The 20,355-nt window shown below is 72.1% G+C and carries 18 protein-coding genes and 1 pseudogene; 4 read left to right on the top strand and 15 right to left on the bottom strand.

The annotated features are described in order from the left end of the window. Positions 1-18: 18 nt before the first annotated feature. From hpnH to ACZ4Z5_RS05355, 14 genes are all read right to left on the bottom strand, one after another. Entirely contained in the window at positions 19-1,041 is a 1,023-nt protein-coding gene (hpnH, locus tag ACZ4Z5_RS05420; protein WP_468256953.1) for an adenosyl-hopene transferase HpnH, read from the bottom strand. Between the two features lie 5 nt (positions 1,042-1,046). Further along, positions 1,047-1,706 carry a phosphorylase family protein gene (locus ACZ4Z5_RS05415; RefSeq protein WP_468256950.1) on the bottom strand — a complete coding sequence of 220 codons (660 nt, stop codon included), beginning with the start codon at positions 1,704-1,706 and terminating at the stop codon, positions 1,047-1,049. Beyond that, entirely contained in the window at positions 1,703-3,736 is a 2,034-nt protein-coding gene (shc, locus tag ACZ4Z5_RS05410; RefSeq protein ID WP_468256948.1) for a squalene--hopene cyclase, read from the bottom strand. Before shc ends, ACZ4Z5_RS05415 begins: the two co-directional genes overlap by 4 nt. Before the next feature lie 118 nt (positions 3,737-3,854). Continuing rightward, positions 3,855-4,955, bottom strand: a complete 1,101-nt coding sequence (locus ACZ4Z5_RS05405) for a polyprenyl synthetase family protein (RefSeq protein ID WP_468256945.1) — start codon at positions 4,953-4,955, stop codon at positions 3,855-3,857. Beyond that, positions 4,952-6,355: a hydroxysqualene dehydroxylase HpnE gene (hpnE, locus tag ACZ4Z5_RS05400; RefSeq protein ID WP_468256943.1), complete on the bottom strand. Its 1,404-nt coding sequence runs from the start codon at positions 6,353-6,355 to the stop codon at positions 4,952-4,954. Before hpnE ends, ACZ4Z5_RS05405 begins: the two co-directional genes overlap by 4 nt. Positions 6,356-6,554: 199 nt before the next feature. After that, positions 6,555-7,505 carry a presqualene diphosphate synthase HpnD gene (gene hpnD, locus ACZ4Z5_RS05395; protein WP_468256940.1) on the bottom strand — a complete coding sequence of 317 codons (951 nt, stop codon included), beginning with the start codon at positions 7,503-7,505 and terminating at the stop codon, positions 6,555-6,557. After that, positions 7,502-8,404 (bottom strand): squalene synthase HpnC, encoded by a 903-nt coding sequence (gene hpnC / locus ACZ4Z5_RS05390; protein ID WP_468256937.1) that lies wholly within the window; start codon positions 8,402-8,404, stop codon positions 7,502-7,504. The genes hpnD and hpnC overlap by 4 nt, the downstream gene beginning before the upstream one ends. 428 nt (positions 8,405-8,832) lie before the next feature. After that, complete coding sequence (locus tag ACZ4Z5_RS05385) at positions 8,833-9,627, bottom strand: ABC transporter ATP-binding protein (protein ID WP_468256935.1); 795 nt, start codon at positions 9,625-9,627, stop codon at positions 8,833-8,835. Then, complete coding sequence (locus ACZ4Z5_RS05380) at positions 9,620-10,549, bottom strand: ABC transporter permease (protein ID WP_468256932.1); 930 nt, start codon at positions 10,547-10,549, stop codon at positions 9,620-9,622. The genes ACZ4Z5_RS05385 and ACZ4Z5_RS05380 overlap by 8 nt, the downstream gene beginning before the upstream one ends. Before the next feature lie 92 nt (positions 10,550-10,641). Continuing rightward, on the bottom strand, positions 10,642-11,487 hold the full coding sequence (locus tag ACZ4Z5_RS05375; RefSeq protein ID WP_468257676.1) for a glycosyltransferase family 2 protein: 846 nt from the start codon (positions 11,485-11,487) through the stop codon (positions 10,642-10,644). A gap of 59 nt (positions 11,488-11,546) precedes the next feature. Beyond that, a complete protein-coding gene (locus ACZ4Z5_RS05370) occupies positions 11,547-12,326 on the bottom strand; it encodes a CDP-alcohol phosphatidyltransferase family protein (RefSeq protein ID WP_468256930.1) in 780 nt (259 codons plus the stop codon). Further along, positions 12,304-13,365, bottom strand: coding sequence for an iron-containing alcohol dehydrogenase family protein (locus ACZ4Z5_RS05365; protein ID WP_468256928.1), 1,062 nt, complete (start codon positions 13,363-13,365; stop codon positions 12,304-12,306). The genes ACZ4Z5_RS05370 and ACZ4Z5_RS05365 overlap by 23 nt, the downstream gene beginning before the upstream one ends. Beyond that, positions 13,353-14,090 (bottom strand): phosphocholine cytidylyltransferase family protein, encoded by a 738-nt coding sequence (locus ACZ4Z5_RS05360; RefSeq protein ID WP_468256925.1) that lies wholly within the window; start codon positions 14,088-14,090, stop codon positions 13,353-13,355. The genes ACZ4Z5_RS05365 and ACZ4Z5_RS05360 overlap by 13 nt, the downstream gene beginning before the upstream one ends. Continuing rightward, the gene (locus ACZ4Z5_RS05355) at positions 14,087-15,991 is read right to left on the bottom strand and encodes a DUF5941 domain-containing protein (RefSeq protein ID WP_468257673.1); all 1,905 of its coding nucleotides are present in this window, start codon (positions 15,989-15,991) and stop codon (positions 14,087-14,089) included. Before ACZ4Z5_RS05355 ends, ACZ4Z5_RS05360 begins: the two co-directional genes overlap by 4 nt. A 187-nt stretch (positions 15,992-16,178) precedes the next feature. On the opposite strand from ACZ4Z5_RS05355, the gene galE reads away from it, so the two are divergent. The 4 genes and pseudogenes from galE (at position 16,179) to idi (ending at position 19,782) form a co-directional block, all read left to right on the top strand. Continuing rightward, positions 16,179-17,162, top strand: a complete 984-nt coding sequence (gene galE, locus ACZ4Z5_RS05350; RefSeq protein WP_468256922.1) for a UDP-glucose 4-epimerase GalE — start codon at positions 16,179-16,181, stop codon at positions 17,160-17,162. Positions 17,163-17,303: 141 nt separating this feature from the next. After that, entirely contained in the window at positions 17,304-18,245 is a 942-nt protein-coding gene (locus ACZ4Z5_RS05345) for a cation diffusion facilitator family transporter (RefSeq protein WP_468256919.1), read from the top strand. Positions 18,246-18,275: 30 nt separating this feature from the next. Beyond that, positions 18,276-19,010, top strand: a pseudogene (locus ACZ4Z5_RS05340) (SAM-dependent methyltransferase); the annotation flags it as partial. Between the two features lie 178 nt (positions 19,011-19,188). After that, a complete protein-coding gene (gene idi, locus ACZ4Z5_RS05335) occupies positions 19,189-19,782 on the top strand; it encodes an isopentenyl-diphosphate Delta-isomerase (protein ID WP_468256916.1) in 594 nt (197 codons plus the stop codon). On the opposite strand, the gene ACZ4Z5_RS05330 is transcribed toward idi, so the two are convergent. Further along, on the bottom strand, positions 19,757-20,236 hold the full coding sequence (locus tag ACZ4Z5_RS05330; protein ID WP_468257670.1) for an ATP-binding protein: 480 nt from the start codon (positions 20,234-20,236) through the stop codon (positions 19,757-19,759). The two genes, idi and ACZ4Z5_RS05330, sit on opposite strands and share 26 nt — an antisense overlap. Between the last annotated feature and the right edge of the window lie 119 nt (positions 20,237-20,355).

Genomic DNA, 20,355 nt, shown 5'->3' with positions numbered 1-20,355 from the left:
CTCTTCGGCGTGGGTGGTTCAGCCGCGGTTCCCCGAGACCGTGTCGCGGGCCGCGCGCAGCGACTCCTTGAGCGATCCCATGGTCGCCAGGACGGCCGTGGGTTCGTAGCCGCAGTGGGCCATGCAGTTGGCGCAGCGCGGGTCCTTCCCGCGCCCGTAGGCGCTCCAGTCGGTGTCCTCGACGAGTTCCCGGTACGTGGCGACGTATCCGTCGGCCATCAGGTAGCAGGGCCGCTGCCATCCGAACAGGGAGTAGTTGGGGATGGCCCAGGCCGTGCAGGGGAAGTCCACCTTGCCTTCGAGGAAGTCCAGGAACAGCGGGGAGTGGTTGAGCCGCCAGCGACGCCGGTTGCCGCCCGCGAAGGCCTTCCTGAACAGTTCCCGGGTCTGTTCCACGCCGAGGAAGTGTTCCTGGTCCGGCGCCTTCTCGTACGCATAGGCGGGCGAGATCATCAATTCGTCGACCTTCAGCTCGTCGTTGAGGTAGTTCAGTACCTCGATGACGGTCTGCGGGGTGTCGGTGTTGAAGAACGTCGAATTGGTGGTGACCCGGAAACCGCGCCGCTTGGCCTCCTTGATCGCGGCGACGGCCTCGTCGAAGACGCCTTCCTTGGCGACCGATTCGTCGTGCCGTTCGCGCAGTCCGTCGATGTGCACGGCGAAAGCGAAATACCGGGACGGCGTGAAATCCTCGATCTTCTTCCGCAGCAGCAGGGCGTTGGTGCACAGGAAGACGTATGTGCGCCGGGCGACCAGCTGGCGCACGATCTCGTCGATCTGGGGGTGCATCAGCGGTTCCCCGCCGGCGATCGACACCATCGGGGCGCCCGATTCCAGCACCGCGCCGACGGCCTGGGCGACCGGCATGCGCTGCCTGAGCACCCCGGCCGGATGCTGGATCTTTCCGCAGCCCTCGCACTTGAGGTTGCACGCGTACAGCGGCTCCAGCTCGACGATCAGCGGAAACTTCTCACGCCGGCGAAGTTTCTGCTGGAACAGGTACGAAGCGACCTTGACGGACTGACGGAGTGGCATGGCCATCCGGCTCACCTCCTGGGGAGCAGCAAAGATCGGTGCCATTCATGAAATGCGGGAAGGACGGCACGAAGAACGCGGAACGCCGATATTCCACCGCGTACCGTGCCGATACGGACCAGTTCATGCTCCGGGGCGTCCACGACCACCCGTACGGCCGCAACCGGGCGGTCTCCCGCACGTTTCGCGGTCCACAGGGTGGCGGCCGACTCCATGTCGACCGCGATGGCGCCGGTGATGAGGAGTGCGGCCCGCTCCTGCCCGCGCACGAGGTGGCCGGAGCCGGCCAGGGGTCCGGTGTGCACGGTCCGCTCGGGCACGGACGCGCGCAGTGCCGCGGCCAGCAGGGCGGTGCCGGTGCAGGCGGTGGTCCCGCGCGGATCGCGGGTCTCGTCCGCGACGACCAGGTCCCCGGGGTGCATTCCGGGGGCGAGGCCGGCGCAGAACCCGGCCGCGATGACGGCCGCGCCTCGGGCGGCGGGCGCGGCGAGGGCCCGGGTGAGGGTGCGTTCCGCCGCCCGGGGTCCCATGCCGGTGCGCAGCAGGGACACCGGTCCGGCGACGCCGCCGCGTCCGGCCGCGCCGCGCAGCGCGAAGCGCTCGACGCCGAGCGCGCAGGCGATCAGTAGCGGCACCTGGCGGGCCGCCGGGTCCGCCGGGGCGGTGGTCATCCGTCGGCCCCGCCGCGGCGGAGCCCGGTGAACGGGTCGCCGTGGAGGTAGCGGCCGAGCGCGGTGAGCGGGAACACCTGCCGGTACAGGTGGTAGTTGATGGAGAAGTCCCAGGGAAAGCCGGTGCCGGTGAAGTACGGCTCGTCCCAGGAGCCGTCCTCGTTCTGGGTGCCGACGAGCCAGCCGACGCCCCGCTGGACGGCCTTGCCGTCGCGTTCCTCCGCGGCGAGCAGCGCGAGCAGCGCCCACGCGGTCTGCGACGCCGTCGAGGCGCCGCGTCCGGTCCAGTTCGGCTCGCGGTAGGAGCGGAGGTCCTCGCCCCAGCCGCCGTCGTCGTTCTGGACGGACTCCAGCCAGGCGACGGCGCGCCGGATCGCCGGGTGGGAGGCGGGGAGTCCGGCGGCGACGAGCGCGGGGACGACCGATCCGGTCCCGTACACGTGGTTGACGCCCCAGCGTCCGAACCAGGAGCCGTTGGGCTCCTGTTCGCTGAGCAGCCAGGCGATGCCGCGGCGGGTGCGGGGGTCGTGGTCCCTGCCCTCGACGGCGAGCATCTCCACGACGTGCGCGGTGACGTCGGCGGACGGCGGGTCGACGACCTCGCCGAAGTCGCAGAACGGCAGCCGGTTGGGGAGGGTGCTGGTGTTGTCGGCGTCGAAGGCGCCCCAGGCGCCGTTCTTCGACTGCATGCCCAGGGTCCAGCGCACCGCGCGGCCGATCGCGGCCTCCACGCGCTGGGGGTCGGGGTGCTTCACCCGGCGCAGCGCGAGGACGACCTCGGCGGTGTCGTCGATGTCGGGGTAGTTGTCGTTGTGGAACTCGAACGCCCAGCCGCCGGGCGGCAGGTGGGGACGTCGTACGGCCCAGTCGCCGGGTCGTACGACCTCTTCGGCGAGCATCCAGTCCGCGGCCCTGACCAGGGCGGGATGGTCGGGTTCGAGCCCTGCGTCGGCGAGGGCGACGGTGGCGAGGCAGGTGTCCCAGACCGGGGACTGGCAGGCCTCGATCATCCGGACGGGGCCTTCCGCCGGCCCGGCGCCCTCGGCCCGGGCGGGCCCGGCCTGGGCGGGTCCGTGGTCGCGCCAGACCGCGAAGCGGTCCAGGGATTCGAGGGCCGCGCGCAGTACGGGGTGTTCGAGGTCGTAACCGAGCAGGTGCAGGGCGATGACCGAGTACACCGCGGGGGGCTGGATGCCGCCCCAGCAGCCGTCGTTCTCCTGGCGTTCCACGATCCAGTGGGCCGCGCGGTTCATGGCCGCCCGGCGCAGCGCGCGGGGGGCCGCCCTGCGGTAGAGGTGCAGGGCCTTGTCGATCCGCTGGAAGACGCCGTCCCATGTGGTGGCGGGCGCGAGCGGTCTGACCGGCACGGGGCAGCCGGGGTCGGTGTGCAGCTCGTCGAGGGCGAAGGGGGCGGGCCGGACGGGGCGCTTCGCGGAGACGATGGTGAGCGGGACGATGGTCTGCCGGGCCCAGCAGCCGAAGTCGTAGATGTTGAGCGGGAACCAGCTGGGGAGGTAGATCAGTTCGGGAGGGAGTTCCGGCAGGTCGTCCCACTTCCACCAGCCGAACAGGGCGAGCCAGATGCGGGTGAAGACCCGGCTCTCCGCGATGCCTCCGCGGTCCCTCACCCATGCGGAGGCGCGGGCCATGTGCGGTGCCTCGGGCACGTCCCCGGCCAGGCGCAGGGCCACGTACGCCTCGATGGTGGCGGACAGTTCCCCGGGCCCGCCGTAGAAGGTGGCCCAGGATCCGTCGTCCCGTTGTTCGGCGCGGATGAAGCGGGCGGCGGCCGTGGTGGTGTGCGCGTCGCGAATGCCGAGGAACTGGCGGAGCAGCAGGTCCTCTGCGTCCATGGTGACGTTGGTCTCCAGATCGCCCTTCCACCAGCCCTCGGCGTTCTGGCGGGCGAGCAGGTACCCGGTGGCGCGCTCCGCCGCGCGTCGGACGGCCGCGTCCGGTCCCGTTGCCCCACTGGCCGCTTCGGTCCGGGTCCCGAGGGCCCCGGTGCCTCCGTCGGTCGTCGCTGTCATGGCTTCCCCTTCGTGCAGTGGACGTCTGCTGTGCTGGGGTCTGCCGTCGGCCGACGCCCTCGGGGGGCGCCGGCCGGCGACTGCGATCTATATGAGCTTCGTCATCCGAGGCGCGGTGTCAGCGGGTGCGTACGACGACGAAGTCGGCGAGCGCGGTGAGCTGGGCGCGGACCCGCTCCGGCATGTCGACGCGGTGCAGGGCCTCCACGGCGACGGTGTGCTGTCTGCGGGCCTCCTCGGCGGTCCAGTCCCGGCCGCCGGCCTCCTCGATGAGGGCCGCCCGGGTGGCGAACTCCTCCTCGGAGAAGCTGTCGAGGTCGCTGCTCTTGGCGTCGGCCGCGAGCAGTTCACCGAGACGGTCGGAGGCCGGGCCGCCCGCGGCGAGCGCGGCGACGACGGGGAGGGACTTCTTGCGCTGGCGCAGGTCGCTCCAGGTCTGCTTGCCGGTGGCCTGCGGGTCGCCCCAGATGCCGAGCAGGTCGTCGACGGCCTGGAAGGCGAGGCCGAGGTGGTAGCCGTACGCCTCCAGCGTGTCGGCGGTGCGGTCGTCCGCGCCGCCGAGCACCGCGCCGATGGAGGAGGCACAGGCGAGCAGGGCGCCGGTCTTGTTGCCCTCCATCTCCAGGCATTCCGCTACGGTGACGCGCTCGCGGTGTTCGTAGCTGATGTCCTGGGCCTGGCCGTCGATCAGCTTGCGGCTGGCGGTGGTGAGGCGGCGGGTGGCGCGGCCCGCCTCGACGGTGCCGAGCTCCAGCAGGATCTCGTTGGCGAGCGAGAAGAGGGCGTCACCGACGAGGATGGCCTGGGCGGGGCCGTGCACCTTCCAGACGGTGTCGCGGTGGCGGCGCTGCTCGTCGCCGTCCATCAGATCGTCGTGGAGCAGCGAGAAGTTGTGCACCAGTTCGACGGCGACGGCACCGGGGACGCCGGTCTCCGCGGCCGCCCCCGCGGCCTCAGCGGAGAGCAGGGCGAGCGCCGGGCGGATGGCCTTGCCTCCGTCCCCGTCGGCGGGGCGGCCCTGTGCGTCGATCCAGCCGAAGTGGTAGGCGGCGACGGTGTCCATGGGGGCCGCGAGCCGGTCCACGGCGGCGCGGAGCACCGGCGTGGACAGCGTGCGGCCGCGTTCCAGCAGCGCGGTGATGTCCGCGGTGTCGACAGCCGGGTTCGCCGAGGGCGCAGTCGGCACGGTCTCTCCTCTGTTTCCGGTGGTGATGCTCATACCGCCTCCTTCAGCGGGTGCGCGTGGTGGCGGCCGAGTGCGGAGAGGGCCGCGCCCGCGGCGGTGATGCCGCTGCGCACGGCGCCCTCCATGGTCGCGGGCCAGCCGGTGGCCGTCCACGCGCCGGCCAGGCAGAGGCCGGGGGCGTTGGTGCGGGCCGCGGGTCGCAGCCGCCCGACACCGGGTGCGGGCGCGAACGTCGCGGTCCGCTCCCGGGTGACGAAGAAGTCCCGGACCCGGGCGCCGCGGGCCGCGGGCAGCAGCCGCTCCAGTTCGGGGAGGAAACGTTCGCGCAGACCGGCGACCGGCGCGTCGATGTCGTCGTGCGCGGCGGACTGGGACAGGGCCAGGTACTGCCCGCCCCGTCCGCCGGGGGTGTGGTGGAGCCCCGAGGCGTCGGTACGGTCGAAGACCCACTGTACCGGGCTGCCCAGGGCCGCGAAGAAGGGCCGCCGGAGGACCTTCCGGTCGTACACCACGTGGATGTTCAGGATCGGCGCGGTACCGATGGCGAGGAGCCTGCCCGGGTCGTCGAGGGCGCCGTCGGGCAGCAGTTCGTACGCCTCCCGCTGGGGGACGGCGAGGACGACCGCGTCGGCCTCCAGCGACTCCCCGGCGAGACCCACGGTCCAGTCGCCGCCGCCGGTGCGGGCGACCGAGGTGACGCGGGTGCGGACCCGGACCTCCACGCCGGCGGCCGCGAGGGCCTTGCGTGCGAGGGTGTCGTGGAGCTCGCCGAGGGGCACCTGCGCCCAGCCGATGTCGGCGGCGCCGGGTTCGGAGAGCAGGCCGGTCCTGAAGACCGTGGCGGCGAGCCCCATCGAGGCGTGGGGGGCGGTGGCGTTGAGCGTGGCGACGCCGACCAGGTCCCAGAGCGCCTCGACGGCCCGTGCGGACTGGCCGTGCCGGCCGAGCCAGGTGGCGAAGTCGATGCCGTCCAGTGCCGGGTCCGCCGGGTCGAGCCCCCGCAGGGCGAGGGCCGCGCGTCCGACGGCGGCCCGTTCGGCGACGGAGAGGTGCGGGTAGCGGGCGAGGCTCCCGGCCAGGTGCAGGGGGACCGGGAGGGCACTGCGCCGGAGCCTGCCCAGCCGCGGGGTCCGCCCGGGGGCGGCGTCGAGGACGGGGACGTCGAGCCGGTCCTGGAGCGGGGCGAGGGCGGCGCCGTCGATCCGGTCCAGGAACCAGCGGTAGGCGGTGCAGCAGCGCAGGTAGACGTGCTGGCCGTTGTCGACGGTGAGCTCGCCGCGGCGGAACGAGAAGGCGAGTCCGCCGAGCCTCGGACGGCCGTCGAGCAGGGTCACCCGGGCTCCGTGACCGGCCAGTTCGAGTGCGGCGGTGATACCGGCGAGTCCGCCGCCGACCACCACGGCACGGGCCGGCCGCGTGCTGTCGCGTGTCATGCGCTCTCCCGTCCGCCGCGTGCCCGGCGCACCGTCCCCGGCGAAGACGTGTCCGCACCTGCGCGGGTTGCGCAGGGCACCGCACCATGATCACCCGGAGCGGTCCGCGGCGCGAACCGTGCGCGGCGTGTCGCGTCCTGTCGTGCCGGGTGCGGGGCCGGTACTCCGCGACGCGTGCCGGCTCGCGGGGCCCCGGGCATCACACCCGCCTCCTGGCGACCCGGCGGGAGAGGTTCCGGGCGTCGATCCCGGACAGACCGCGTACGGCGACGTAGGCCTTCTCGCGTCCGGGGAGGGAGACCCGTCCGCGCAGCACGGACCCGGGGTCCCGCTCGATGCGGTCGAGGAGGCGCCGGTAGATGCCGGCCATGGCCGCGACGCAGGCTCCGCTGCGGCGGTCGAGCATGGGCAGGAGCCGGTAGCCCTCGGCGAACAGGGCGCGGGCGCGGCGGACTTCGAAGTGCACCAGTCCCGCGAAGTCGGAGCCGGCGGGCGGCCTGTTGCTGTCGAAGCCTGCGGAGCAGCCGAACTTGGCGAGGTCGTCACCGGGCAGATAGATCCGGCCGTTGCCGGCGTCCTCGCGAAGGTCCCTGAGGATGTTGGTGAGTTGCAGGGCGAGGCCGAGCGTGTCCGCGTACTCGGGGGCGCGCTCCGCGCCGTGCGCGCCGGGCTGGGTGCCGAACACACCGAGCGAGAGCCGTCCGATGGCGCCGGCCACGCACCGGCAGTAGACCTTGAGGTCGTCCCAGGTCTCGTAGGTCTCGCCGCGGACGTCCATCAGAACGCCGTCGATGAGTTCGTCGAGGGCCTCCAGCGGGATGGGGAAGCGTTCCGCCGCGTGCGCGAGGGCCACCGCGACCGGGTCGGTGTCGTCCTCCTGGACGGCCCCCTTCCGGATGCGGTGGAGGACGTCGCGGGTGAATTCCAGCCGCTGCTGCTTGGCGTCCTGCGGGAGCGAGCCGTCGCCGATGTCGTCGACCCGCCGGGAGAAGGCGTAGAGAGCCGACATGGCCTGCCGCTTGTCGGCGGGCAGCAGCCTGATGCCGTAGGCGAAGTTGCGGGCCTGGCTTGCGGTCACGGCCTCGCAGTAGCCGTACGCGGCCTGTACCGGCGCGGAAACGGGCGCGGATCCCTCCACGGTCGGGCTCACCCCTTTCTGTGCGCTGTGCGCAGGACGGTTCCCACCTCGCGCAGCAGGCCTGGCTTGGTGGGCTTGGGAGAACCCTGGAGTACGTCGTGGCCGGCGGCGGCCACGGCGTCGAGGGCGGCACGCCCTCCCGCCACGAACCCGGCGAGCAGCAGCCTGAGCCTGCCGTGGACGCCGGCCACCAGGGGAGTGCCGTCGTCGAGCAGCCGGCGGGCACGTCCGGCCTCGAAGGCGACGAGTGCGCGCACCGCGGCACCGGCGGTGGGGGCGGCGAGGTCGGCCTCGGTGACGTCGAAGCGTTTCATGTCCTCGGCCGGCAGATAGACGCGATCGCGGCCGAGGTCCTCCGAGACGTCCTGGATGTGCTCGACGATCTGCAGGGCGGTGCAGATGTCGTCGGAGCGGCGGATGCGCTCGGGGCTGGCGGTGCCGGTGACGGCGAGGACCAGCCGGCCGACGGGGTTCGCCGAGAGCTCGCAGTACGCGACGAGGTCGTCGAAGGTCTCGTAGCGGCGGACGAGCTGGTCCTGGCGGTTGGCCCCGATCAGCCCGAGGAACGGTTCGGGGGTGAGCCCGCAGCGCTGCACCGTCGGGACCAGCTCGCGCAGCAGGGGGTGGCGGGGGCGGTCAGGGCCGGCTTCGAAGACGCGGTGGAGGTCGGTCTCGAGGGCGTCGAGCAGGGCGACGGGGTCCTCCGCGCGGTCGGGGCCGACGCCGAGGTGCCGTGCATCGCCGCCGCCGGGGGCGAGGTCGCCGTCGCCGATGTCGTCCACGAGCCGGGCGAAGCCGTAGACGGCCATGAGGTCGTCGCGCCAGACGCGGGGCAGGAAGAAGGGGGCCACGGGGAAGTTCTCGTGCGCGGCCTTGTCGAGCGTGGTGCGCGCGGAGGGTTCGGTGCGCACGTCCCGGGAACCGGTCACCGCGGACTGCCCGGCGCGGCGACGGCGCACGCGTCTCGGCGCCCGAGAGTTCCCGTAACCATGGCCGTCACATCTCCCGTTCTACACTGCTGACCCAAAACATCCTATTTCGGACACGCCGCCGCTCCTGCCGAGTGGACTCCGCCCCCGGGCAGGGTCGCCCGGGGGTGATATCGCCCCACTTGTCATGAATCAGCACCGGTACAGCTTACGTTGCGCCCCGCCACGCGGCCCGCCGGGGTACGGGTGCCCTCCAGGAGCAGCCGTCGGCGGCCAACCCGCTCCGCCCACACGCCAGTTGACGGCTGCCGGTCGAGCCGACCCCTGCCGGCACGTCTCGGCCCCCTCCGGGCGGGGCCGGTGGGGGCCGAGGGAGGCAGGTGCGGGTGCCGGAGGGGGCAGGGCACCCTCTAGCGGCCGGTCTCCTTCTCGTAGGCCCTCAGGACCTCGTCGGTCGGGCCGTCCATCAGCAGCTCGCCCTTCTCCAGCCACAGCACCCGGTCGCAGGTGTCCCTGATCGACTTGTTGCTGTGGCTGACCAGGAAGACCGTACCGGCCTCCTTGCGCAGCTCCCGGATGCGCTCCTCGGAGCGGATCTGGAACTTGCGGTCACCGGTGGCGAGCGCCTCGTCGATCATCAGCACGTCGTGGTTCTTGGCCGCGGCGATGGAGAACCGCAGCCGCGCCGACATACCGGAGGAGTAGGTGCGCATCGGCAGCGTGATGAAGTCGCCCTTCTCGTTGATGCCGGAGAAGTCGACGATCTCCTGGTAGCGCTCGCGGATCTCCTCACGCGACATGCCCATGGCCAGGCCGCCGAGGATGACGTTCCGCTCGCCCGTCAGGTCGTTCATCAGCGCGGCGTTCACACCCAGCAGCGAGGGCTGGCCGTCCGTGTAGACCTTGCCGCTCTCGGTGGGCAGGAGACCCGCGATGGCCCGGAGCAGGGTGGACTTCCCGGAACCATTGGTCCCGATCAGTCCGATGGCCTCGCCCCGGTACGCGGTGAAGGAGACGCCGCGCACCGCGTGGACCTTGCGGATACCGGGGGTCTCGCTGCGCTTGACGATGCGGCTGAGGGCCGCGGTGGCGCTGCCCTTGCCGCCCGCTCCGCCGTGCACCCGGTAGACGATGTGGACGTCCTCGGCGATGACGGTGGGGACGCGGCTTGCGTCCTCGTGCTGCAGGTTCTTGTCGTCAGCCACGGCCGTACCGTTCCTCCGCCTTCCAGAAATACACGAACCCTGCGACGCCCACGAGCAGCGCCCAGCCGCCCGCGACCGCCCAGACGTGCGGGGGCAGGTTCTCCGAGCCGTACCCGTCGATCAGGGCGAAGCGCACGAGGTCCATGTACACGGCGGCCGGGTTCCACTGCAGGATGTCCGCGATCCACTCGGGCTTGCCCTTCAGCATCACCGGGATGCTGAACATGACGCCGGAGGCGTACATCCAGGTGCGCATGATGAACGGCATCAGCTGGGCGAGGTCGGGCGTCTTGCTGCCCATCCGGGCCACCATCAGGGCCAGGCCGGTGTTGAACACGAACTGCAGCGCGAGGACCGGCACCATCAGCAGCCACGACAGCGACGGGTAGCTGCCGAACGCGACCGCGATGACGATCAGCACGCCCATCGAGAACAGCAGCTGCTGGAGCTGCTGCAGCGCGAACGAGACGGGAAGCGCGGCACGCGGGAAGTGCAGGGCGCGGACCAGACCGAGGTTTCCGGAGATCGCCCGGACACCGGCCATCACCGAGCTCTGGGTGAACGTGAAGACGAAGACGCCGGTCACCAGGAAGGGGATGAACACGTCCTTGGTCATGCCCCGGCCGGAGTTCAGGATCAGCCCGAAGATCAGGTAGTACACCAGGGCGTTGAGCAGCGGTGTCACCACCTGCCACAGCTGGCCGAGCTTGGCCTGGCTGTACTGGGCGGTCAGCTTGGCCTGCGAGAAGGCCAGGATGAAGTGGCGGCGTCCCCACAGCTCCCGTACGTAGTCGGCCAGGCCCGGGCGGGCACCGCTCACGGACAGGCCGTACTTCGCAGCCAGCTCCGCCGCGGACAGGCCGTCGTCCGGCGAGGGCGGGGCGATCGTCGCGACCGCTCCCTGATGGGTCGTGTCAGTCACCAGTTGAAACTTTCGTCTTCAGGGCGCTCCCCCGGCTCCTGCCGGGAGGTACCCCCAGCCAGTTCTCGGGCCGAGCTTGTCAACCGAGCTTGTCAGATGACGGGAGGCCGGCCCAGCCGGGTCAGCCGCCACACCGTGCGCCACCGCATGGGCCTCCGGGGCCCGCACGGGGACGTCCAGCCTTCCTTGAATCCGCCGAACCACGCCTTGAGGGCCGGCAGCGAAGGCCGTCTGGCCAGCGTCAGCAGCAGCCACACGCCGACGTACACCGGAACGAGCGGAGCGGGCAGATTGCGCCGCGCCAGCCAGACCCGGTTACGGGCCACCATACGGTGGTAGACCGCGTGCCGGGACGGTGCCGTCGTCGGATGGTGCAGGACCATGTCCGCGCGGTAGTCGATCAGCCACCCGGCGTCAAGGGCCCGCCAGGCGAGATCGGTCTCCTCGTGGGCGTAGAAGAACTCGTCCGGGAGCCCGCCGACCTCGGCGAACACCTTGGTGCGCACCGCGTTCGCACCGCCGAGGAAGGTGGTGACGCGGGAGGAGCGCATCGGGTCCGAGGCGCGCAGCCGCGGGACGTGCCTGCGCTGGGTGACGCCGGTGTCCGGGTCGGCGATGCGGAAGCTGATGATGCCGAGCTCCCGGTCCGCCGCGAACGCCTCGCGGACCAGCCGCGCGGTGTCGGTGCGGGGCAGCCGCCCGTCGTCGTCGAGGAACAGCAGGGCGTCGACGTCGGCGCCGCCGGGGCCGAAGGCCTCGATGCCCGCGTTGCGGCCGCCCGGGATACCGAGGTTCTCCGGCAGCTCCACGGTCCGGACGCCCGGGGGCACGTCGCCCACGGGAGCGCCATTGCCGACCACCACGACCTCGACCGGGTCGCCCTCCTGCGCGGCGACCGAGTCCAGTAGCGCCTTCAGGTCGTCGGGGCGGTTGCCCATGGTGATGACGACGGCACCGAGCTTGAGGGGGCACCCCCCGGGGGACTGCTGCACGGCGCTCACCTCAGCCTGCTCGAAGCGAGGATGGACACCAGGTGCAGCACGGCCTGGAGCAGTGCGATGCCGGCCAGCACGGCGACGCCGAGGCGGGTGAAGAACAGGTCGCCCCGGACCGCGTCGAGGACGGCGAGCACCAGGATGAGCAGCGAGGCCTCGATGCCGAGGACCAGCCGGTGGAACTTCAGCGCGGCGGCGGCCCGGCGGGCCAGCGCGAGGCGGGACGAGCGCGGCTCGGCCGCCGCCTCCTTGACCGGCGGCAGACCGCCCTGGTGCCGTGCGACACCGACCAGGTCGGTCTCGGCCTTGATCAGGATCGCGCCGACCGCGGCGAGGGTGCCGAGGAAGGCCCACAGCCAGTCGATGCGGCCGCCGCCCCACAGGTCCGCGGCGCGCAGGCCGAGACCCACCAGGACCGCCGCGTCGCACAGGTAGGCGCCGACCCGGTCCAGGTACACGCCGGATAGCGAGTACTGCTTCTTCCAGCGGGCGACCTCGCCGTCCACGCAGTCCAGCAGCAGGTAGAGCTGGACCATGACGACGCCGAGCACGGCGCCCCAGATGCCCGGCACCAGCAGGGCGGGCAGGGCCAGGACACCGGCCAGGGTCATCAGGTAGGTCAGCTGGTTCGGCGTGACCCCGGTGGTGACCAGGACGCGGGTGACACGCAGGGAGATCTCCCGCATGTAGAGGCGCCCGCCCCAGTGCTCACCGCTGCGCCGGTCCTTGACACCCGCCGGGTGCACGACCGGACGGAGCTCAGCTACGGATGGTCTTGGCATAGTCGGCGTACGCGTCCCTGATCTGGTCGGTGGAGAGGTCGAGGTGCTCGAGGATCGTGAAGCGCCCGGGCCGGGTCTGCGGTGCGTACTCCACGGCCTGTACGAACTCCTCGGCCGAGAAGCCGATCTCCTCGGGGAGCACCGGCAGACCGTGTCTGCGCAGCACGTCGGCGAAGAGCACCGACTCCTCGCGGGCGCCGCGCAGGTGCATCGCGAAGGCCGCGCCCATCCCGACCTGCTCGCCGTGCAGCGCGCAGCGCCTGGGGTGGAGCAGGTCGAAGGCGTGGCTGATCTCGTGGCAGGCGCCCGACGACGGCCGGGTGTCGCCGCTGATCGACATGGAGATGCCGGTCAGCACCAGGCCTTCGGCGAGGACCGTGAGGAAGCCGTCGTCGTCCACGCCGCCGGGGTGGCGCAGCACGGACTCGCCGGCGGTGCGGGCCATGGCGGCGGCCAGTCCGTCGACCGGCTCGCCCGTGATCCGGTGGGACAGCTCCCAGTCCGCGATGGCGGAGATGTTGGAGATCGTGTCGCCGATGCCGGCCCGGACGAAGCGGACCGGGGCCTCGCGGATGACGTCGAGGTCGATGACCACGGCGATCGGCGTGGGGACTCCGTACGAGCCGCGTCCGTTGTCGTTGTCAAGCGTCGCGACCGGGGAGCACAGTCCGTCGTGCGCGAGGTTCGTCGCGACGGCCACCATGGGCAGGCCCACCCGGGCCGAGGCGTACTTGGCAACGTCGATGATCTTGCCGCCGCCGAGGCCGACGACCGCGTCGTACCGCTTGCCCTTGATGCCGTCGGCGAGCTCGACCGCGGCGTCGATGGTGCCGCCCGCGACCTCGTACCAGTCGGCGTCGGGCAGCAGCGGGGCGAACTTCTCCCGCAGCGCCTGCCCGGAGCCGTTGCTGATCGCGAAGGCCAGCCGGCCGGACGCCGAGATCCGCTGGTCGGCGAGGAGCGCGACCAGGTCGTCCAGGGCCCCCGGGCGGATGTCGACGACGACCGGGGACGGGATGAGCCGGGTCAGTACAGGCACGCGATCTCACGGCCCTTCGCGAGGTCGTCGTGGTTGTCGATCTCGACCCACTTGACGTCCCCGATGGGTGCCACGTCGACGGTGAAGCCGCGGTCGACCAGCTCCTGGTAGCCGTCCTCGTAGTAGAGGTCGGGGTCGCGCTCGAAGGTGGCCTTCAGCGCGTCGGCGAGGTCGGCGGCGGCCTCCGGCTCGATGAGGGTGACGCCGATGTACTCGCCGGTCGCGGCGGCCGGGTCCATCAGCTTGGTGATGCGGCGCACACCGAGACCGTCCTCGGTGATGACCTTCATCTCCTCGTCGGCGAGCTTCTTCACCGTGTCGAGGGCGAGGATGATCCTCCGGCCGTCGCCGCGGGCGGCCAGCAGGGTCTTCTCGACGGAGACCGGGTGGACCGTGTCGCCGTTGGCGAGGATGACGCCCCGCCCCAGGACCTCACGGGCGCACCAGAGGGAGTAGGCGTTGTTCCACTCCTCGGCCTTGTCGTTGTCGATCAGGGTGAGGCGCAGGCCGTACTCGGCCTCCAGGGCCTCCTTGCGCTCGTACACGGCCTCCTTGCGGAAGCCGACGACGATCGCGGCCTCGGTGAGGCCGACCGCGGCGAAGTTGGAGAGGGTGAGGTCGAGGACGGTGGTGTCGCCGTCCACGGGCACGAGGGCCTTCGGAAGCGTGTCGGTGTAGGGGCGCAGACGCCGTCCGGCACCGGCTGCCAGTACGAGGCCGATCATGCGGGTTCTCCTTCGTCGTGTACGGCGGGTGCTCCGGACGACACCCAGAAGCGGATGGACTCCACGAGCACCACCAGTGCCAGGACCACCGCGAGGGCGGTGAGCCCGCGCGCGAAGTCGACGGGCGCCCACACAGCGGCCAGCAGGGTGACGAGGACCGTCCGGCCGTCGTGACCGCAGGCCGTCTGCACCAGCCACCGCGGCGGCGCGCCGGTGCCACCGCGGATGCGGTACACCGTGTCGTAGTGATGGTAGGCGACGGCCGCGACCAGCCCGAATGCGGCGGGAAGAGCGCCCGGGACGCCCGATTTCACGGCGAGGACCAGGATCGTGCCGTACTCGGCGGCGCGGAAGACCGGCGGGACCATCCAGTCGAGGGCGCCCTTGAGCGGGCGGGCCACCGCGAGGCCCGAGGTGAGGACGTATCCGGCCGCGGCGACGACCGGCCACCAGGTGCCGAAGGGCGCCAGGAGGGCCGTGGCGGTGACGGCGACGGCCCCCAGGAGGGCGAGTGCCAACGGGGCGAAGGAGGGGAGGCGGCGGGCGGGACGTGCGGCCGCGTGGGCGATCGCTCCTGCCAGGGGTCCGGTGTCCGCCAGGTCGGCGAGCGCGGCGGCCGCGCGGTCCGTGCGCCGGGCCTTGCGGGTGAGCGAGCGCAGGACGCGGCCTGCCGTGGTGTAGCAGGCGGCGAACGCGCAGCCGACGATCAGTGCGTAGAACGTGATGCGGGGGGTGGTGACGGCGGTGAGCACGGCGATCATGGCCCAGCGCTCGCCGATCGGGAGCACGATCATGCGGCGTACCCAGACCGTCCAGCCGACGCTGTCGAGGCGGTCGGAGAGCGCGGCGGTGGGGCTGGTGTTGCCCGTGGCGTCGTGGTTGGCCTCGTTGAACGAGAAGTCGACGATGTGCCGGCAGGTCTGGAGGATCATCGCGCCGAGGGCGAGCGCCCAGACGTCGTCGCCGTCGCGGGCCGCACCGAGCGCCAGGCCGGCGTAGAAGGCGTACTCCTTGGCCCGGTCGAAGGTGGCGTCCAGCCAGGCGCCGAGCGTCGAGTACTTCAGCGCGTACCGGGCGAGCTGCCCGTCGGCGCAGTCCAGCACGAACGACAGGATCAGCAGTACGCCGGCGGCGACGAACCCGCCCCGGGTGCCGGTCGCCGCGCATCCCGCCGCGATCAGCGCGGTGAGCAGGGAAGCGGTGGTGACCTGGTTGGGAGTGAGACCGCGGCGGGCGCACCAGCGCGCGATGTGGCGCGAGTACGGGCTGATGAAGAAGGTGGTGAAGAAGCCGTCCCGGGACTTCACCGCGGAACGCAGCCGCACGGCCTCCTCGTCGACGGCGGCGACGGCGGCCCGTGCGGATTCCCGGCCGGCCTCGTCCACGGGGACGGTCCCGACGAGCGAGCCCAGCTCGGGCCGGTGCACGCCGGTGCCCTGGTCCTCCAGCCGTGCCGCGAGCAGATCGGGCAGCGAGCCCGGCGCGGCGGCCGGGCCGGCCGCGCTCGCCCGGGCACCGGCGGCCGGTGCGGGGGCGTCCCCGGTTCGCTCGGGGTCCGCGTCGTGCCCCTGCCGGGCGGCGGGCGGCACGGCGGCAGCGGAGCCGACGACGGACGCGAGGGCGGAGGCCAGCGCGGGCCGCTCGGAGGGCTGTGCCGTCAGCGCGCCCGGGATCGCGGCGGCGGCGAAGCGCGGGTCGGTGAGGGCGAGGCGCAGGGCGTGGACGTGGCCGACGAAACGGGCGTCGACGAGGGCTACGCGGTCACCGGACGGCACGGCGGCCAGGAGCGCGGCGGCGTCCCCGGTCTCCGCGGCGGTCCGCACTTCGAAGCCCAGCGACCGAAGCTCGGCTTCGAGCGGCGATCCGGGTACCGGCGGACCGGTGAGGATGGCGGTCGACAGACGAACTCACTCCTTGGCGCTGACACGGCTGGATCCGGCTCGGCCCGGCTCGGGGGCGGCACGTCGGCAGAGGGTATCGGTGGCGCCGCGAGGGCGACACGCCCGGGTCATCATGGTCGATCAACGCGGCGGCCCACAAACCCGCCGCCGGACGTCCGGGTGCGGGACACCCCCTAGGGTGGCCCGTATGACATGGCTGATCACAGGCGGAGCGGGTTACATCGGCGCACATGTCGCGCGGGTGATGGTCGAGGCGGGTGAGCGCGTCGTCGTCCTCGACGACGTGTCGTCCGGCGTGCCCGACCGCCTTCCCTCCGGGGTTCCGCTGGTCCGCGGCGCCGTGGCGGACCGGGAGTTGGTGGACCGGACGCTGGCCCGGCACGCGGTGGCGGGCGTGGTGCATCTCGCGGCCAGGAAGCAGGTAGCGGAGTCCGTCGAGCAGCCGCTCCTGTACTACCGGGAGAATGTGTGCGGACTCACGGTGCTGCTGGAGGCGGCGGCTGCGGCGGGCGTGAAGCGTTTCGTCTTCTCCTCCTCGGCGGCCGTCTACGGCGTTCCGGACGTGGAACTCATCACAGAGGACACCCCGTGCGCGCCGATCAACCCGTACGGCGAGACCAAGCTGGTCGGTGAGTGGCTGGTCCGCTCCGCGGGCCGGGCGCACGGCATGGCGACGGCGTGCCTGCGCTACTTCAACGCGGCGGGCGCGGCCGCGCCCGAGCTCACGGACACGGGCGTGTCCAACGTGATCCCGATGTTCTTCGACCGGATCACCCGCGGCGAGGCCCCGCGGATCTTCGGGGACGACTATCCGACGCCGGACGGCACCTGCATCCGTGACTACATCCATGTCGCCGACCTCGCCGAGGCCCATCTGGCGGTGGCCCGCAGGCTCGCGGCCCAGGACGGCCCGGGTGATCTGACGCTGAACGTGGGACGAGGCGAGGGCGTCTCGGTCCGCGAGCTGGCGGATCTGGTGGCCGAGGTCACGGGGAGCAGCATCGAACCGGTCGTGGAACCGCGCCGTCCGGGTGACTCCGCGAAGGCCGTGGCGGACGCGGGCGTGCTCACGGAGAAGCTCGGCTGGAAGGCGCGGCGCGGGGTGCGCGAGATGGTGGAGTCGGCCTGGGAGGGCTGGCGGGCGCGACACCCCGAGGCCTTCGGGGGCTGATCGTCCGATGCTCTGACCTGCAAGCATTTCTGCAGGTCAGAGCATATGACAACGGTGTTCAGTGCCGTGTTGCCCATACCCCCTGCCCGTAGTTCACTGGCGTGTCGTAAGGGACCGGTGAGCAAGGAGGAGGCTGTCTCCATGGGGGCTGGGCACGACCACGGGCATACGCACGGCGGGCCGCCGCCGACGGGGACGGCCGCCGCCGCCTACCGGGGCCGGCTCCGGATCGCGCTGACGATCACGCTGTCGGTGATGGTCCTGGAGATCGTCGGCGGTGTGCTCTCCGACTCGCTCGCGCTGGTCGCCGACGCGGCGCACATGGCGACGGACGGACTGGGACTCGCCATGGCGCTCCTCGCGATCCACTTCGCGAACCGGCCGCCGAGCGGGAACCGCACCTTCGGCTACGCCCGGGCGGAGATCCTCGCCGCGCTGGCCAACTGTCTGCTGCTGCTCGGCGTCGGTGCCTATCTGCTGTACGAGGCGGTCCAGCGGTTCATCAACCCCGTCGACACCCGGGGCGGGCTGGTGCTGGCCTTCGCCGCCGTCGGTCTGGTCGCCAACATGGTGTCGTTGATGCTGCTGGTGCGCGGCCAGCAGGAGAGCCTCAACGTCCGCGGCGCCTATCTGGAGGTGCTGGCGGACGCGCTGGGCTCGGTCATGGTGCTGGTCTCGGCGGGCGTGGTCCTGCTGACCGGCTGGCAGGCCGCCGACCCGATCGCATCCCTTGCCATCGGCCTGATGATCGTCCCGCGGACGGTGAAGCTGCTGCGCCAGACGCTGAACGTGCTGCTGGAGGCCGCACCGGAGGGCGTGGACATGGCCGAGGTCCGGGCGCACATCGTGGCGCTGCCCGGGGTGGAGGACGTGCACGATCTCCATGCGTGGACGATCACCTCCGGCATGCCGGTGCTGTCCGCGCATGTCGTGGTGAGCAGCGACACGCTGGACGCGATCGGGCACGAGAAGATGCTCCATGATCTTCAGGGCTGCCTCGGTGACCACTTCGACGTCGAGCACTGCACCTTCCAGCTGGAACCGACGGGACACGCCGCGCACGAGGCGAAGCTCTGCCACTGATGCCGACCCCGATCCTGTGAGGATTCAGGCGTGACCGACAACGCCCTGTACGACGCGTTCTTCGCCCTGCACCACGGGCTGCCCCGGCAGGGCCCCGGTTCCGACGCCACGACGCGCCGGCTGCTGGAGCTCGCGGGTCCCGTGCCGCCGCGTCCGCGCGCACTGGACCTGGGCTGCGGGCCCGGCAGGGCCTCGCTGCTGCTGGCCGCGGAGGCAGACGCCGAAGTGACCGCCGTGGACCTGCACGAGCCGTTCCTGGCGGAGCTGCGGCAGGAGGCGGAGCGACGCGGCCTGTCCGGCTCCATCCGGACGGTCACCGAGGACATGGCGGAGCTGTCCCTCCCGGACCGGTCCTTCGACCTGCTGTGGGCCGAGAGTTCCGCGTACGCGATCGGCTTCGACACGGCGCTGCGCGTATGGCGGCGGCTGATCGCCCCCGGCGGGGCGCTGGTGGTGACCGAGTGCGAGTGGACGACGGAGACGCCGTCGGATGCGGCCCGGGCCTTCTGGGACCGCCACTACACGCTGCGCTCGACCGGCGAGAACACGGCTGCCGCGGTGGCCGCCGGGTACGACGTGGTGGGCGTCCACCACATGCCGGACAGCGACTGGGCCGAGTACTACGGCCCGCTCGCCGCGCGGGCCGACACCGTCGATCCCAGGGCTCCGGGGATGGCGCAGGCGCTGGCCGCGACGCGGGAGGAGATCGCGCTGCGGCACGCGCACGGGGCGGAGTACGGGTACACCGGCTACGTCCTGCGGCCGCACGGGGACTCCTGATCCCGCGGCCCGCCCCTTGGGTCTCCGGCGTGCCGCGTCCCCGGGAGCGTCACCCGCGCGGCGGGTCCGGGACATGCGGGACATCGTCAAGTACGGACAAGCCGCTTTTGTACGGCAGACTTGGGGCCGGCGCCCACGGCCAGGATCGAAGCGAAGGATGGTTATGCCGACCACACCAGCACCCGCGGCGAGCAGTTCGTCGAACGGAACCTCAGCAGCGATCATGCTCGAGCTGGTCGACGAACACGGCAAGACCATCGGGACCGCGGAGAAGCTCTCAGCCCACCAGCCGCCCGGTCTGCTGCACCGGGCGTTCTCGGTGTTCCTGTTCGACACCTCGGGCCGTCTGCTGATCCAGCGCCGGGCCCTGGGCAAGTACCACTCCCCCGGCGTCTGGTCGAACACCTGCTGTGGGCACCCGTATCCCGACGAGTCGCCGTTCGCGGCGGCGGCCCGGCGCACCTACGAGGAGCTGGGGATCTCGCCGTCGCTGCTCGCCGAGGCTGGAACCGTGCGCTACAACCATCCGGACCCGGCGTCCGGTCTGGTGGAGCAGGAGTACAACCACCTGTTCGTCGGCCTGGTGCAGTCCTCGCTGCGGCCCGACCCGGAGGAGATCGGCGAGACGGCCTTCGTGACACCGGCGGAGCTGACGGAGCGGCACGCGCAGGCGCCGTTCTCCGCGTGGTTCATGACGGTGCTGGACGCGGCCCGCCCGGCGATCAGGGAGCTCACGGGGTCCGCAGCGGGCTGGTGAGCGGCAGCGCCGCCCAGATGATCTTTCCGCCGTTCGCGGTCTGTTCCACGTCGCACACCCCACCCGCCTCCCGGGTGATCTCCTTGACGAGGAGCAGTCCGCGGCCGCCGGTCTGGCCGTAGTCGGTGACCAGGGCCTTGGGCCGGTAGGGGTGGTTGTCCTCGACCGCCACGCGGACCCATTCGGCACCCACGGCGACCTCGACCGCGATCTCCGGCGAGAGCAGCGCAGCGTGCCGTACCGCGTTGGTGACCAGCTCGGAGACGATCACGAGCAGGCCGTGGACCACGTCGTCGTGGGCGGGCACGCCCTGGCGGTGCAGCAGTTCCCGTACGGCGCGCCGGGCATGCGGTACGGAGGCGTCGGTGGCCGGTGCGGTGAACCGCCACGCCCCCTCGTACGGCATCGGTCTGAACGACGCGGGATCGGGCGGGACGCTCCCGCGGACTTCCATGTTCCGGCACCCACCCTCGTGCTCGATTGTCACCACACGACGAGTGTGGGAATGCGGTGGTCCGTACCGGGTCAGCGCCCGTAAATCTCCGACACGCGGCTGGTTGCGCTCGCCATCGT

The organism is Streptomyces sp. NPDC030222, from assembly GCF_055573115.1.
The sequence above is the reverse complement of the archived record's forward strand: the minus strand, read 5'-3'. Positions and strand labels throughout refer to the sequence as shown.

Excerpts from the sequence above, each read along its gene's own strand:
- ACZ4Z5_RS05370 (WP_468256930.1), bottom strand. The coding sequence starts at position 12,326 with ATGCCAAGACCATCCGTAGCTGAGCTCCGTCCGGTCGTGCACCCGGCG.
- ACZ4Z5_RS05330 (WP_468257670.1), bottom strand. The coding sequence starts at position 20,236 with ATGGAAGTCCGCGGGAGCGTCCCGCCCGATCCCGCGTCGTTCAGACCG.
- ACZ4Z5_RS05360 (WP_468256925.1), bottom strand. The coding sequence starts at position 14,090 with ATGATCGGCCTCGTACTGGCAGCCGGTGCCGGACGGCGTCTGCGCCCC.
- ACZ4Z5_RS05345 (WP_468256919.1), top strand. The coding sequence starts at position 17,304 with ATGGGGGCTGGGCACGACCACGGGCATACGCACGGCGGGCCGCCGCCG.
- ACZ4Z5_RS05405 (WP_468256945.1), bottom strand. The coding sequence starts at position 4,955 with ATGAGCATCACCACCGGAAACAGAGGAGAGACCGTGCCGACTGCGCCC.
- hpnH (WP_468256953.1), bottom strand. The coding sequence starts at position 1,041 with ATGGCCATGCCACTCCGTCAGTCCGTCAAGGTCGCTTCGTACCTGTTC.
- ACZ4Z5_RS05375 (WP_468257676.1), bottom strand. The coding sequence starts at position 11,487 with ATGGGCAACCGCCCCGACGACCTGAAGGCGCTACTGGACTCGGTCGCC.
- galE (WP_468256922.1), top strand. The coding sequence starts at position 16,179 with ATGACATGGCTGATCACAGGCGGAGCGGGTTACATCGGCGCACATGTC.
- ACZ4Z5_RS05415 (WP_468256950.1), bottom strand. The coding sequence starts at position 1,706 with ATGACCACCGCCCCGGCGGACCCGGCGGCCCGCCAGGTGCCGCTACTG.
- hpnE (WP_468256943.1), bottom strand. The coding sequence starts at position 6,355 with ATGACACGCGACAGCACGCGGCCGGCCCGTGCCGTGGTGGTCGGCGGC.
- idi (WP_468256916.1), top strand. The coding sequence starts at position 19,189 with ATGCCGACCACACCAGCACCCGCGGCGAGCAGTTCGTCGAACGGAACC.
- shc (WP_468256948.1), bottom strand. The coding sequence starts at position 3,736 with ATGACAGCGACGACCGACGGAGGCACCGGGGCCCTCGGGACCCGGACC.